The sequence below is a fragment of the Pseudarthrobacter sulfonivorans genome (assembly GCF_031454915.1).
GTDB classification, from domain to species: domain Bacteria; phylum Actinomycetota; class Actinomycetes; order Actinomycetales; family Micrococcaceae; genus Arthrobacter; species Arthrobacter sulfonivorans_C.
Window position 1 is genome coordinate 56,740 of the sequence record NZ_JAVDRS010000004.1, and the last position, 13,084, is coordinate 69,823.

Consider the following 13,084-nt stretch of genomic DNA (forward strand, 5'->3'; position numbering starts at 1 on the left):
CCTTCCTCTGGTGGTTCAGTCTGTGGCCGCGCGCCTGACGGACTCCCACAGGGAATCCACCCAGGGCAGATCGGCGGGGTCTTGCGCTGTTGCGGCGTTCTGGCTACTGCTTGTTCCGGCGGGCAAGTCGCTGCCGAAGACCCAGTAGCCGGTTTCGCCCGGCATAACCATGTTAATGCGGTCGCGGGCCTGCTGCTTCACATAGTTGGGATCCTGCCAGCGCGAGATCTGCTGACGCAGCCTGTCCCCCTCCGCCTGCCGGGCGGCGATATCGTCGCTCAGGGCGGCGAGCTCGGCACGTTTGTCGAAAAAAATCTTGACGGTTGGCGCGAGCATGATGGTGATGGCAATCATGACTACGGCAAGAGCCAGCATCCGCCCGGAAAAGGCTTTGGCAGGTACTGGCTGGGTGTCATCCGGCGCGTCGTCGCTCCGGAAGGGTCCGCCCGACGCCTGGCTGCCCCGCATTTTTGCGGCAGGCAAGTGTTTCGCCGGGGTGCCCTTCGTGGCCCCGGTGCCCTTCTCAGGGGCACCCTCGGCCGGAGCGCCGTTCGACGGGGTGGTTTTGTTTTGTGCGCTGCCGTCTTTTGCACCGCTGAAATCGGGGCGAATGACGTCCGCGGTGTCGGCTGCTTCCTGGGCGCGGTCCGTTGTGGCCTGGCGCGTGGCAGCAGCCTTGGGAACTTTGGGACGGCGGGTAGCCATGACACTCCTGAAACGTGCGGCCTGCCTCGGGCCACAACTCTGCGCTGAAACAAATGCTTGCCGGTCCTGCAGCGGACCGAAACAAAAACCGGTGGCTATGGTCTTTCAACCATAGCCACCGGTCAGTGGTTTACGCGGCTACTAGCCCTTGAAACGCGGGAACGCGCTGCGGCCGGCGTAGCGTGCGGCGTCGTCGAGTTCCTCTTCGATGCGCAGCAGCTGGTTGTACTTGGCAACGCGCTCGGAGCGGGCCGGGGCACCAGTCTTGATCTGTCCCGCGTTGGTGGCAACGGAGATGTCGGCGATGGTGGTGTCCTCGGTTTCGCCTGAGCGGTGCGAGGTGATGGTGGTGAAACCGGCACGCTGGGCCAGGCTGACGGCATCCAGCGTTTCGGTCAGGGAACCGATCTGGTTGACCTTCACCAGCAGCGAGTTGGCAGTCTTGGTGTCGATGCCGCGCTGCAGGATGGCGGGGTTGGTGACGAAGAGGTCATCGCCCACCAACTGGACCTTGTCGCCGATGGTGTCGGTGAGGGTCTTCCAGCCGTCCCAGTCGTTTTCGTCCAGGGGATCCTCGATGGACACCAGCGGGTAGTCCGCAACGAGCTCGGCGTAGTAGGCGCTCATCTCGGTGGCGGACAGTGCCTTGCCTTCGAACTGGTAGGCGCCATCCTTGAAGAACTCGGAGGAGGCAACGTCCAGGGCCAGGGCGATGTCCTTGCCCGGGGTGTAGCCGGCGTTCTTGATGGCTTCCTGGATCAGGTCCAGGGCGGCGCGGTTGGACGGCAGGTTCGGCGCGAAGCCACCCTCGTCGCCCAGGCCGGTGGAGAGACCCTTGGCCTGCAGCACGGACTTGAGGTTGTGGTAGACCTCGACGCCCCAGCGCAGGCCCTCGGAGAAGGTCTCCGCGCCGATCGGGACGATCATGAATTCCTGGATGTCGACGTCGGAGTCCGCGTGGGAGCCGCCGTTGAGGATGTTCATCAGCGGAACGGGCAGGACGTGCGCGTTGGGGCCGCCGAGGTACTTGTACAGCGGCAGGTCCGCGGAGGCGGCGGCAGCGTTGGCCACGGCCAGGGAGACACCCAGGATGGCGTTGGCGCCGAGCTTGGCCTTGTTGGCGGTGCCGTCCAGGTCGATCATGGCCTGGTCGATGCTGCGCTGGTCTGTGGCGTCAAAGCCGATCAGGGCCGGTGCGATCTGGTCGATGACAGCGTCGACTGCCTTCTGGACACCCTTGCCGAGGTAACGGCCTTTGTCCCCGTCACGCAGCTCAACAGCTTCGTGCTCGCCGGTGGATGCACCAGAGGGAACTGCTGCGCGGCCGATCTGGCCGTCGGAAAGCAGTACTTCAACTTCTACGGTCGGGTTACCGCGGGAATCGAGGATCTCGCGGGCGTGGATGGCATCGATAAGCGCCATGGATGTGCTCCTTGTGGGCGATTTTTGGTGGATCTAACACTGAAAACTGGCGGAAACTCTGGGACGTCATCGTCAGGAACTAGCGTAGTCGAGAGTGGCGGACGTTACGGAACCCTATCCGTCACCCGGACGTCATGATGGTGCGTCGAACCGCCGCCGGATGGCGTCCCGCAGGGCCCGTTCGGCGTCGAACCCCTGGGTCCGGGCAGAGCCGACGACGGCGAGCAGCAGCTCACCGAGGTCTTCCTCGGAAGTGACCGCCGAGGTTTCTGCCAGCTCACCCACCTGAACCGCTGATCCGGCGCGAGCGGCCCGGTCGAGGAATTTTTGCGCCTTGGCCAGGGCGGGCAGGGCATCCGGGATCCCTTCAAAGGGGCCCCGGCGTTCCGGCCGTTCCGAACTCTTGACCGCGTCCCATTTCCGGACGATCTCGGCCACCGTTGCCGGGAAACTGTCCTGGAGCGTGCCGTCAGGCCGGAACACGTGTGGATTGCGGCGGACCATCTTGGCACTCAGCCCGCGCGCGACGTCGTCGAACGTAAACGAGCCGCGCTCCTCAGCGAGCCGGGCGTGCAGCACCACCTGGAGCAGCACATCGCCCAGCTCGCCCCGGAGTTCGGTGTCATCCGCGCCGGTCTCGATGGTCTCGGCAACCTCGTAGGCTTCCTCCAGGAGGTACTCCACCAGCGAGGCATGGGTCAGCGCGCCCATCCAGGGGCAGTGCTCCCTCAGCCTGGCTATAACCTCCAGGAGCCGCTCAACGGGAGCTTCGTCAGCCAAGGTTGGCGTAGGTGTCGTTGATGTACTCCACCAGCGCTTCCTTCTCCTCCAGGGGCAGGAACGAGGCTTCGGCGGCGTTGAGCGTGAGCTCGAGCAGGTCATCGAGGTCGTAGTCGAACGTTTCGACGAGGAGCTCGAATTCGTCAGTCAGGGTGACGCCGCTCATCAGCCGGTTGTCCGTGTTAATGGTGACGTTGAAGCCGAGCTGGTACAGCATGTCCAGCGGGTGGCTTTCGATGCCCTCGCCGAACCCTGCAATGGCCCCGGTCTGGAGGTTGGAGGAGGGGCAGATTTCCAGGGCGATGCCGCGGTCGCGGATCCAGCTGGAGAGGTCACCCAGGGTGACCAGGCCGATGCTGTCCTCCCCGCCGTCGGCGGTGTCGTCTTCGTCGTCGTCGAACTCCACCAGGATGTCTTCGGCGATGCGGACGCCGTGGCCCAGGCGCAGGGCGCGGCCGTCAACCAGGGCGGACTGGATGCTTTCGAGTCCGGCGGCTTCGCCGGCGTGGACGGTTGCAGGGAAGTTGTGCTGGGCCAGGTAGGTGAAGGCGTCCTTGAACCGGGCAGGCAGGAAGCCATCTTCCGCGCCGGCGATGTCAAAACCGACGGCGCCCCTGTTGCGGTGGCGGACGGCCAGTTCGGCGATCTCCTGGCCGCGGTCGGCATGGCGCATGGCGGTGATCAGCTGGCCCACCTGGATTTCCCGGCCGCTTTCGGCCACGGCATCGACGCCGGCTTCAAGGCCTTCCTGCACTGCCTCGACGGCCTCGTCAAGGGAGAGGCCTTTCTGGAGGTGCTGCTCCGGTGCCCAGCGCACTTCGCCGTACACCACGCCGTCGTCCGCAAGGTCCTCCACGAATTCCTTAGCCACGCGGACCAGGCCTTCCTTGGTCTGCATGACGGCAACGGTGTGGTCGAAGGTCTCCAGGTAGCGGACCAGCGAGCCGGAGTCGGCGGATTCACGGAACCATTGGCCGAGGGCCACAGGATCGGTGGAAGGGAGCGTGTGGCCAACGGCCTCGGCCAGTTCGATGATGGTGGACGGGCGGAGACCACCGTCCAGGTGGTCGTGCAGCGAAACCTTGGGCAGGCTCTTCAGGTCGAAATCGATGGCAGGGGCGGCGTCAACAATAGGCTCAGTCACCTACCAACCTTAGGGTCGGCAGGCAGCTTATGCCAGCCGCTACTTGCCGTGTTCCTCAGCCGGCGCGGGGGTGAGCAGCGGGGAAGCTGCGGTACGGACGGGCAGGGAACCTTCCGGGCCGCCGTCGAGCCATTCATCCACGGTTTCTGCGTCCTTGCGGGCCAGATGTCTGTGCCACATCCGCAGGAGGTGGTCGATCAGGATGCCCAGCACAATGGCGAATACCACGGCGATGCCCGCGCTCAGCAGGGGGTTGTGGTGGAGCCACGGGAAGGAGCTGGCCAGCAGGCCGATGCCAATGGAGTACCCCACCCAGGTCAGGCAGGCAAAGGCGTCCAGCAGGAAGAAGCGGCGGTGGCCAAAACCTGTGCTGCCGGCCACGTAGTTGACCGCCACCCGTCCCCACGGGATGTAGCGGGCCGTGAAGATCAGGACGGCACCCCGCTTGTCCAGCTCATACCGGGCCCAGCCGAAGGCTTTTTGAATTTTGGGCCGGCGCATCCATTTCCACCGCTCGAGGCCGATCTTCCTCCCCAACATAAAAGCCATGTTGTCACCGGCGATAGCGCCGACCAGTGCCGTTGCGCCCAGGATCCAGAGGTTGGGTTCGCCGCTGTGCCGGGAGAACGCCGCAAGCGCCACGATGAGGGTTTCGCTGGGCACCACCATGGCGAAGCCGTCGATGAAGAAAAACACAAGCAGGACGGGGTAGATCCACCATTGGCCCGCTGCATGGAGCACGGCCTCATTAATAAACTCCACGCGGGTGTTGCTCCTAGACGAAAATGCTGCTGCCGAAAGTGACGTTAATCGCCCTTCAGTGTCGCATGCGCGGGACACGGCCCGCTACGCCCGTGGACCCTCAGCTCTGGGCGTCAGGATCCTTCAGACGCTCCACCACCGGAACCTTACCCCTGATGCGGTTAATGACCAGGTCCACAACGATTCCCAGGCCTACTGCACAGACGATGGCAATGACCGCGCCGAGGAAATGGTTGTTCTCAAACCACTGGCCAAAAAACAGTCCGATCCCCACGGAATACGAGGCCCAGAGGGTGGCGGAGAGGACCGTCAGGCCAACGAAGCGGAGGTGCGGATAGTGGGTCACACCGGCAGTGAGATTCACTGCAACCCGGCCGATGGGAATGAAGCGCGCCACAAGGATCAGCGACGCCGGCCGCTTCCGCAGTTCATGCCCGGCCCAACGGAACGCGCTCTGCATCCGCGGGCCCCGCATCCAGTGCCAGCGGGTGGTCCCCACCCGCCGTCCGATGAGGTACGCAATGTTGTCACCCGAGAACGCCCCGAGACCCGCCACGGCCATCAGCAGCCATGGATTGGGGACGTCCGCGGTGGCGGCCACTGCGGCCAGGCCCACCACCACGGATTCGCTGGGGATCGGCGGGAAAAAGCCGTCGATCAGGCAGCAGGCCAGTACAAGGAGGAGCACCCACGGCTGTCCGGCGGCAGCGAGGATGAAATCATTGATGGCCTGCATTCTCCCTATGCTATTCGGTCGATGATCAGCTGCTGTGCCGGGCGTGCCCCTTCCGGAGCAATGGTCACCGCGTGTTCCAAGGATTCCTTGGCACGTGCGAACTTCTCCGGCGTGTCAGTGAGCAGCGTCATCAGCGGTTCACCGGCGCGGACCACGGCGCCCGGCTTCGCGTGCATGCGGACGCCCGCACCCGCCTGCACGGCGTCTTCCTTCCGGGCCCGGCCTGCCCCGAGGCGCCACGCGGCGACGCCGACGGCCAGTGCATCAAGTTCCACGAGGACGCCGTCGGCCGGCGCGAAGATAACTTCGGATTCCCTGGCCACGGGCAGCTTTGCCCGCGGATCGCCGCCCTGCGCCTCGATCATCCGGTTCCACACATCCATGGCCCGGCCGTCCCTCAACGCGGCGCGGGGATCGGCGTCGTGAACGCCGGCGCACGCCAGCATCTCCTCGGCGAGGCGGACCGTCAGCTCGACCACGTCTTCCGGGCCGCCGCCGGCCAAGACCTCCACGGATTCCTCGACTTCGATCGCGTTTCCAGCCGTCAGGCCAAGAGGCGTGCTCATGTTGGTCAGCAGTGCCACGGTATTGACTCCCGCGTCTTTGCCCAGCGCCACCATGGTTTCCGCCAGTTCCCGCGCCCGGGCCTCGTCCTTCATGAACGCTCCGCTTCCCACCTTGACGTCCAGGACCAGTGAGCCCGTGCCTTCGGCAATTTTTTTGCTCATGATGGAGGAGGCGATAAGCGGGATGGCCTCCACGGTGCCGGTAACGTCCCTGAGGGCGTAGAGCTTTTTATCTGCCGGCGCCAGCCCCGCGCCGGCAGCGCAGATCACCGCCCCCACATCCTGGAGCTGAGCCATCATGTCCGCATTGCTCAGGTCCGCGCGCCAGCCGGGGATCGCTTCCAGCTTGTCCAGGGTGCCGCCGGTGTGGCCCAGCCCGCGGCCGGACAGCTGCGGCACGGCCACGCCGAACGCTGCCACGAGCGGGGCCAGGGGAAGGGTGATCTTGTCCCCCACTCCCCCGGTGGAATGCTTGTCGCTGGTGGCCTTCGTGCCGCCGTCGGGCCGCCGGAGGCCGCTGAAATCCATCCGTTCGCCCGAGGCGATCATGGCGGCCGTCCAGCGGGAAATCTCCGCCCGGTCCATGCCGTTGAGCAGGATGGCCATGTTCAGCGCAGCCATCTGCTCATCCGCGATGGCACCGCGGGTGTACGCATCGATGGTCCAGTCGATCTGCGCGGGGCTGAGGACTCCCCGGTCCCGCTTGGTACGGATGATGTCGACGGCGTCGAACGCCTCCGGTGCGTGTGTCACCGCTGGTCCTCCAGGTTCTGGGGACCAAATGCGTCAGGCAGCACCTGGTCCATTGTCTTAATTCCTTGGGTGGTCATCAGCTCCATGTCCGGAGCCCTGAATTCGTACAGCAATTGACGGCAGCGTCCGCAGGGCATCAGCACCTTGCCGGCAGCATCCACGCAGTAGAAAGCACGCAGCAGCCCGCCACCGGTCATGTGCAGGTTCCCCACCAGTGCACATTCGGCACAAAGGGTCAGCCCGTAGCTGGCGTTCTCCACATTGCAGCCACTCACCAGCCGTCCGTCCGCCGTGAAGGCCGCGGCCCCCACCGGGAACTTCGAATACGGGACATAGGCCTTCTTCATGGCCTCGACGGCGGCAGCCTCAAGGGCCGGCCAGTCAACGGAAGTGGAGCCTGGCGAAACTTCTTCCATGGCCGTCAACCCTTGACGTACGGAATGCCGCTGGCGGCGGGTGGCCGGGACCGGCCCACGAGCCCGGCGACGGCGAGCACTGTCACCAGGTACGGCAGCATGGCCATGAACTGGCTGGGCACCGGAGTTCCGATGATGGTCACGATGCTCTGCAGGTTATCCGCGAAACCGAACAGCAGGGCAGCGAAGAACGCCCCGATGGGGTTCCACCGGCCGAAGATCAGGGCGGCCAGGGCGATGAAGCCCCGTCCACCGGAGATCTCTTTCGTAAAGCTGTCGATGGCCACGAGCGTGAAGAACGATCCGCCGATGCCGGCGATTACACCGCCCAGTGTCACGTTCCAGAAGCGGGTGGCGTTGACCTTGATGCCCATGGTGTCGGCAGCCTGCGGGTGTTCACCCACGGCACGCACCCGCAGGCCCCACTTGGTCTTGAACAGCCCAACCCACACCACAATGACGGCAATATACATCAGGTAGCCCACCACGGACTGCTTGAACAGGATGGGCCCCAGGATCGGGATACCGGACAGGACGGGGATCTCCACGATGTCCAGGCCGGGCGGTGAGTTGAACCTGGCCTTGTTCTCCTGCATCACGGTGCTGAACAGGAAGCCGGTGACGCCGGAAACCAGGACGTTGAGGACCACGCCGACGATGATCTGGTTGACCAGGTACCTAATGCTGAACGCGGCCAGCACCATGGAAACCGCTGCGCCGGCCACTGCGGCCGCGAGCAGGCCGACGAAAGGGTTCTGGGTAATGCTGGCTACGATCGCCGCCGTGAAGGCGCCGCCCAGGAGCTGGCCCTCGATGGCGATATTGACCACCCCGACGCGCTCACACAGCACTCCGGACAGTGAGCCGAATACCAGCGGAACGGCCAGCGTGACCGAACCCGCGATGAGCCCGGCCAGCGAAATGCTGGGCGTCCTGGCTCCGCCCACCACCCAGATCAGGAAGGCGGCAACAAACAGCACGGTGAAGGTGATGGTCAGCCAGGCCGGGGCCGGACGATCCTTGGTCTTCAAATACACGGCATAGGCCGCCAGCCCAAGCATCAGGACCGAGAGCACAATGCCGCCCGCCATGGCAGGAACTTCCACTGCAGGGAGCTGGAAGAAATCTCCGCCGGTGGAAATTCCAAACCTTGCAGTCTGGTCGGAGGCCATCAGCCCGAAGAATATGAACGCGACGATTCCCAGTGCGGAGAGCATCACGGGGGTCTTCCAGACCACAGGTTTACCAGACGTTGACTGGACCTCGGCCTCGTGCGCTGTTCCGGGTGTTCCCCGTCCCGGCAGGGGCGAAGTTGCTGTTGCGCTCATGCTGCACCTCCGGTGGTTGCTGCCTGCGGGGACTTGCCGGCCTTGGCCGGCTTCTTACGGCGGGGGTTCAGCCCGAAGATTGCCCTCACCAGCGGCGGAGCCGCGATAAAGAGGACAATCAGCGACTGGACCACCAGCACAATGTCGATCGGGGTTCCGGTCTGGATCTGCATCTGCACGGCACCGGCGCGGAAGGCGCCGAACAGCAGGCCGGCAGCGAACGTGCCCCACGGCGTCGAACGTCCCAGGAGGGCAACCGTAATGGCGTCAAAACCGTACGTTGCCGCAACACCGTCGGTTAGGACTTTTTCGGTGCCTGCCACCTGGGCGACGCCGGACATGCCCGCCAGCGCACCCGCGATTGCCATGACCAGGATGGTGGACCGGGAGACGTTGATTCCGGCGGTCAGGGCAGCCTTCGGATTGGCTCCCACGGCCCGGAATTCAAAGCCGACGGTGGAGCGGTTCAGCAGCCACCACACCAGGACAGTGGCCGCGATGGCAAGGACAAAGCCCAAGTGGAGGCGGTACTGCGAGCCGAAAATCTGGGGATACACGGCGGTTGGATCAAGGATGGGCGAGATCGGGTTGGCCTCCCCCGGACGCTGGAACGCCGGAGTGTTCAGCAGGTATCCCAGGAAGTACAGCGCGATGTAGTTGAACATGATGGTCAGGATGACTTCGTGGGCACCTGTCCTGGCCTTCAGGAGACCTACCAAGCCGCCCCAGAGGGCGCCGCCTACAATGCCTGCCACGAGGACCAGCAGCAGGTGCAGGCCAAGGGGAAGGTGCAGGGCGAAACCCACCCAGGCTGCCAGGATGCCGGCCATGATGATCTGGCCCTGGGCGCCAATGTTGAACAGGCCGGCCCGGAACGCCAGCGCCACACCAAGGCCTGCTGTGATGAGCGGTGTGGCGATGGTGAGGGTTTCCGTCAGCGGCGCGAACTGGACGGCGAGGCTGGAACCGCGGGGGTTGAAGACGGAACCCTGGAACAAGGCAATGTAGGACCGTGTGGCCGCCGCCCAGACCGCGGAGAGGAAGTCTGTGGGCCGCGCGAACAGATAGCCCGAGGTGGTTGCCACGCGCTCATCGGTGGCCGCGATCAGTAAGCCGCCGAGGATGAGCGCCAGCAGCACCGCCAGGACCGAGACCATGCCGCTGCCGGTGAAGATCCTCCGGACCAGGGTGTCCGGGCCGCCGGGCAGCTTGCCGCTTTGGGCGGTGGCCGGCACCGCTGAAGGGCTGATGGCGCCGCCGGCCGTATCCACGGCCACTACGGCAGCAGTTTCTTCCGCCGCCACGCTCCGTTCGTGCGGTTTCGCTGGCCGGCCGGCGTGTTCCGGCTGGTCGGCATGCTTGGGGTCACGCTCTTCAGGCATGGTCGCCTCCTTCGGGGCGGGAGGCTGCGCGGTGTTTTCCGGCAGAGGCATCGTTCGTGTCGGCCGGAGGCACAGCAGCGGGGGTGGGGGCGGCTGGCGAATCGGAATTCACTGTGACGGGACCTGAGTGGTCCGCGCCGGCAGCGTCCTCCGGCGAAATACCCGCCATCATCAGGCCCAGGACATCGCGCCCGGTTCCGGCAGGCACGATGCCCACCAGTTTCCCCTTGTACAGCACGGCGATCCGGTCAGCGAGTTCCATCACTTCGTCCAGCTCGGTGGAGATGATCATGACAGGTGTGCCCTGGTCCCGCTCAGCCACGATCCGTTTATGAAGGAACTCGATGGATCCGACGTCCACACCACGGGTGGGTTGCGAGGCGATGAAGAGGCGCAACGGCCGGGACAGCTCCCGTGCCATGACCACTTTCTGCTGGTTGCCGCCCGAGAGGGTGCCGGCCGCCAGCAGGCCCGAAGGGGTCCGGACATCGAACTCGTCGATCCGTGATTTGGCGTTCTCCAGTACCTTGGCCGGGCTCATGCTGATGCCCTTGGCGAAAGGCGGCTGATCGTACCGGTCAAGCACCAGGTTTTCGGCGATCGAGAACGTGCCAATGAGGCCGTCAACAGACCGGTCTTCAGGGACGAAGCCCACACCTGCGTTAAGAACCTCCTTCACGCTGCGGCCAACGAGTTCCACATCGTCCAGGAGGATGGAGCCGTGAACTCGGTCCTGCAGCCCGAGGATGGCCTCGGTGAGTTCAGTCTGGCCGTTACCCTGGACTCCTGCGACGGCCAGGATCTCCCCGCGGGCAATGTCGAAGCTAAGGCCGTCAACGGTGTGCTGCCCGTTCGGGGCGATGACGGTCAGGTCCTTGACCTGGAATGTCTTCTCCAGGGGCTTCGCGGGGGCCTTGTCGAGCGTCAGGCTGACGGCCCGGCCCACCATCATGGAGGCCAGCTCGGTGGTGGAGTCACTTGGTTTGGCGGACCCCACAACCTTGCCGCGCCGGATCACGGTGATGGTGTCCGAGACGGCCTTTACTTCGCGCAGCTTGTGCGAGATGAAAACAATGGAGGTGCCGTTGGACTTCAGCTGGCGCATGATGTCCAGCAGTTCGTCGGTTTCCTGGGGTGTCAGCACGGCGGTGGGCTCATCCAGGATGAGGACCTTGGCGTCGCGGACCAGGGCCTTGATGATTTCCACCCGCTGCTGCACACCTACCGGGAGGTCCTCCACAAGGGCGTCCGGATCGACGTCGAACCCGTAGCGGTCGGAGATTTCCTTGATTTTGCGGCGGGTGTCATCCAGGTTGAGGAAGCCACCGGCCTTGGTGGACTCGGCGCCCAGTGCCACGTTCTCGGCAACGGTGAAGACAGGCACCAGCATGAAGTGCTGGTGCACCATGCCGATGCCTGCCGCCATGGCGTCGCCGGGACCGCGGAAGGAAACGGGCTTGTCGTCAACGAGGATTTCTCCCTCGGTAGGCTCATACAGCCCATACAGCACATTCATCAGCGTGGATTTGCCGGCCCCGTTCTCACCCAGCAGACAGTGGATCTGTCCGGGTTCAACAACCACGTCAATGTGATCGTTGGCAAGCAGGGTGCCGAAGCGTTTGGTGATCCCTCTGAGTTCAAGTTTCAAAACTCTGACCAATCTCGAAGCGTCCGTATCCGTACCGGACGGGATATGAGGCTGCAGCACCAGCCTAGTGCCTGCAGTCCCGGGTGGGCGGGAGCGGGAAGGCATGCATTCCAACGAAAAGCGCCACCGCCCGGCCAGTCGATAACCAGCCGGGGGTGGCGCTTAGCCGGGGAAAGCTACGCCTTGGGGCTTGCGGCCGACTCGACCTTCAGCTTGCCGTCCACGATGTCCTTCTTGAGCTGCTCGAGCTCGGACTTCAGTTCGGACGGGACCTGCGCATCGAAATTGTGGAAGGGCGCCAGCTGAACGCCCTCATTGGCCAGCGTGCCGACGTAAGGCGTGTTGGTGAACTTGCCTTCCTTGTCCTCCTTCACCACGGTCTCCACGGCCTCGCCCATCAGCTTCATGACCGAGGACAGCATGATGTCCTTATATTCGGGGGCGGTCAGGAAGCCGTCAGAGTCAACCCAGATCATCTTGACGTCCTTGCCGGCTCCCTTCGCCTCCATCAGGGCTGCGCCGGCGCCCTTGCCTACCGGACCGGCCACGGGCATCACGATGTCCGCGCCCTGGTCCAGGAAGTTCTGGGTGAGTTGCTTGCCCTTGTCCTGCTTTTCAAAGTCGCCCGTGAAGCTGCCGTCCTTGGCCGCTTTGTCCCAGCCGAGGACCTTGACCTTGGTGCCCTTTTTCTCGTTGTAGTACTTCACGCCGTCCGCGTAGCCGTCCATGAAGATGGTGACGCTGGGGATCTTGACGCCGCCGAAGGTGGCAACGGTCCCTGTCTTGGTAGTGCCTGCCGCCAAGTATCCGGCCAGGAAGGCTGCCTGGGCGGTGTCGTAGATGATGGGTTTTACGTTGCTGATGGGCGGGTCGTAGCCGGCGTCGATAATGGCGAAATGGCTCTCCGGGTTGGCCTCGGCCTGTGCCTTGGTGGCGTCCTTCAGGAGGAAGCCGATGGTGAGCGTGAGGTCGCAGTTGGCGGCGACCATGGCCCGCAGGTTCGGCTCGAAGTCGTTGTTGGTCTTGGATTCGACCTGGTTGACCTTGATCCCCAGGTCCGCCTCGGCCTTCTTGAGGCCCTCGTAGGAGGACTGGTTGAACGACTGATCATCGAACCCGCCGGAGTCGGACACGATGCAGCCGGTGTAGTCAGTGGCGGCGTCGGTGGCGGTGCCTCCGGTTTCAGGTGGAGCGCCGCAACCCGTCAGCAGGAGTGCCGTGGCACCTACTGACGCCATACCAACCATCGAACCGCGCTTGAGGTGAGCGCGCAGTGTGTTCTTCAAATTTCCTCCAGGAGAGAGTGGCGCTACGACTCGAATTCAATGAGTGTCCGTTTCTGCACTGAAATTCTGTTTTCACTGAGGGTTTCGCAGCACTGCGCCGAAGCGCACTGATAGCACCCACATTAGTGGCCCACAGCACATCCGCTACCACATCGG

12 protein-coding genes are annotated in these 13,084 nt (G+C 64.3%); all 12 read right to left on the reverse strand.

Translation table 11 applies throughout. The features are described from left to right. Nucleotides 1-15: 15 nt before the first annotated feature. Complete coding sequence (locus J2808_RS10595) at nt 16-705, reverse strand: FtsB family cell division protein (RefSeq protein WP_309815714.1); 690 nt, start codon at nt 703-705, stop codon at nt 16-18. A gap of 141 nt (nt 706-846) precedes the next feature. Further along, nucleotides 847-2,127 carry a phosphopyruvate hydratase gene (gene eno / locus J2808_RS10600; RefSeq protein WP_309815717.1) on the reverse strand — a complete coding sequence of 427 codons (1,281 nt, stop codon included), beginning with the start codon at nt 2,125-2,127 and terminating at the stop codon, nt 847-849. 132 nt (nt 2,128-2,259) lie between these two features. Beyond that, nucleotides 2,260-2,838 carry a MazG nucleotide pyrophosphohydrolase domain-containing protein gene (locus J2808_RS10605; protein ID WP_309816709.1) on the reverse strand — a complete coding sequence of 193 codons (579 nt, stop codon included), beginning with the start codon at nt 2,836-2,838 and terminating at the stop codon, nt 2,260-2,262. A gap of 61 nt (nt 2,839-2,899) precedes the next feature. After that, nucleotides 2,900-4,051 (reverse strand): adenosine deaminase, encoded by a 1,152-nt coding sequence (locus tag J2808_RS10610; protein WP_309815720.1) that lies wholly within the window; start codon nt 4,049-4,051, stop codon nt 2,900-2,902. A 39-nt stretch (nt 4,052-4,090) separates the two neighbouring features. Beyond that, a complete protein-coding gene (locus J2808_RS10615) occupies nt 4,091-4,813 on the reverse strand; it encodes a DedA family protein (protein WP_309815723.1) in 723 nt (240 codons plus the stop codon). A 100-nt stretch (nt 4,814-4,913) separates the two neighbouring features. Further along, nucleotides 4,914-5,549 (reverse strand): DedA family protein, encoded by a 636-nt coding sequence (locus J2808_RS10620; RefSeq protein ID WP_309815726.1) that lies wholly within the window; start codon nt 5,547-5,549, stop codon nt 4,914-4,916. A 5-nt stretch (nt 5,550-5,554) separates the two neighbouring features. Next, nucleotides 5,555-6,868, reverse strand: a complete 1,314-nt coding sequence (locus tag J2808_RS10625; protein ID WP_309815728.1) for a thymidine phosphorylase — start codon at nt 6,866-6,868, stop codon at nt 5,555-5,557. Continuing rightward, a complete protein-coding gene (locus J2808_RS10630; RefSeq protein ID WP_309815731.1) occupies nt 6,865-7,284 on the reverse strand; it encodes a cytidine deaminase in 420 nt (139 codons plus the stop codon). The genes J2808_RS10625 and J2808_RS10630 overlap by 4 nt, the downstream gene beginning before the upstream one ends. Before the next feature lie 5 nt (nt 7,285-7,289). Further along, nucleotides 7,290-8,612, reverse strand: coding sequence for an ABC transporter permease (locus tag J2808_RS10635; protein ID WP_309815734.1), 1,323 nt, complete (start codon nt 8,610-8,612; stop codon nt 7,290-7,292). Continuing rightward, nucleotides 8,609-9,994, reverse strand: coding sequence for an ABC transporter permease (locus tag J2808_RS10640; protein WP_309815737.1), 1,386 nt, complete (start codon nt 9,992-9,994; stop codon nt 8,609-8,611). Before J2808_RS10640 ends, J2808_RS10635 begins: the two co-directional genes overlap by 4 nt. Next, the gene (locus tag J2808_RS10645) at nt 9,987-11,642 is read right to left on the reverse strand and encodes an ABC transporter ATP-binding protein (RefSeq protein ID WP_309815739.1); all 1,656 of its coding nucleotides are present in this window, start codon (nt 11,640-11,642) and stop codon (nt 9,987-9,989) included. The genes J2808_RS10640 and J2808_RS10645 overlap by 8 nt, the downstream gene beginning before the upstream one ends. A gap of 176 nt (nt 11,643-11,818) precedes the next feature. Then, nucleotides 11,819-12,928, reverse strand: a complete 1,110-nt coding sequence (locus J2808_RS10650) for a BMP family lipoprotein (protein WP_463675845.1) — start codon at nt 12,926-12,928, stop codon at nt 11,819-11,821. Nucleotides 12,929-13,084: the final 156 nt, after the last annotated feature.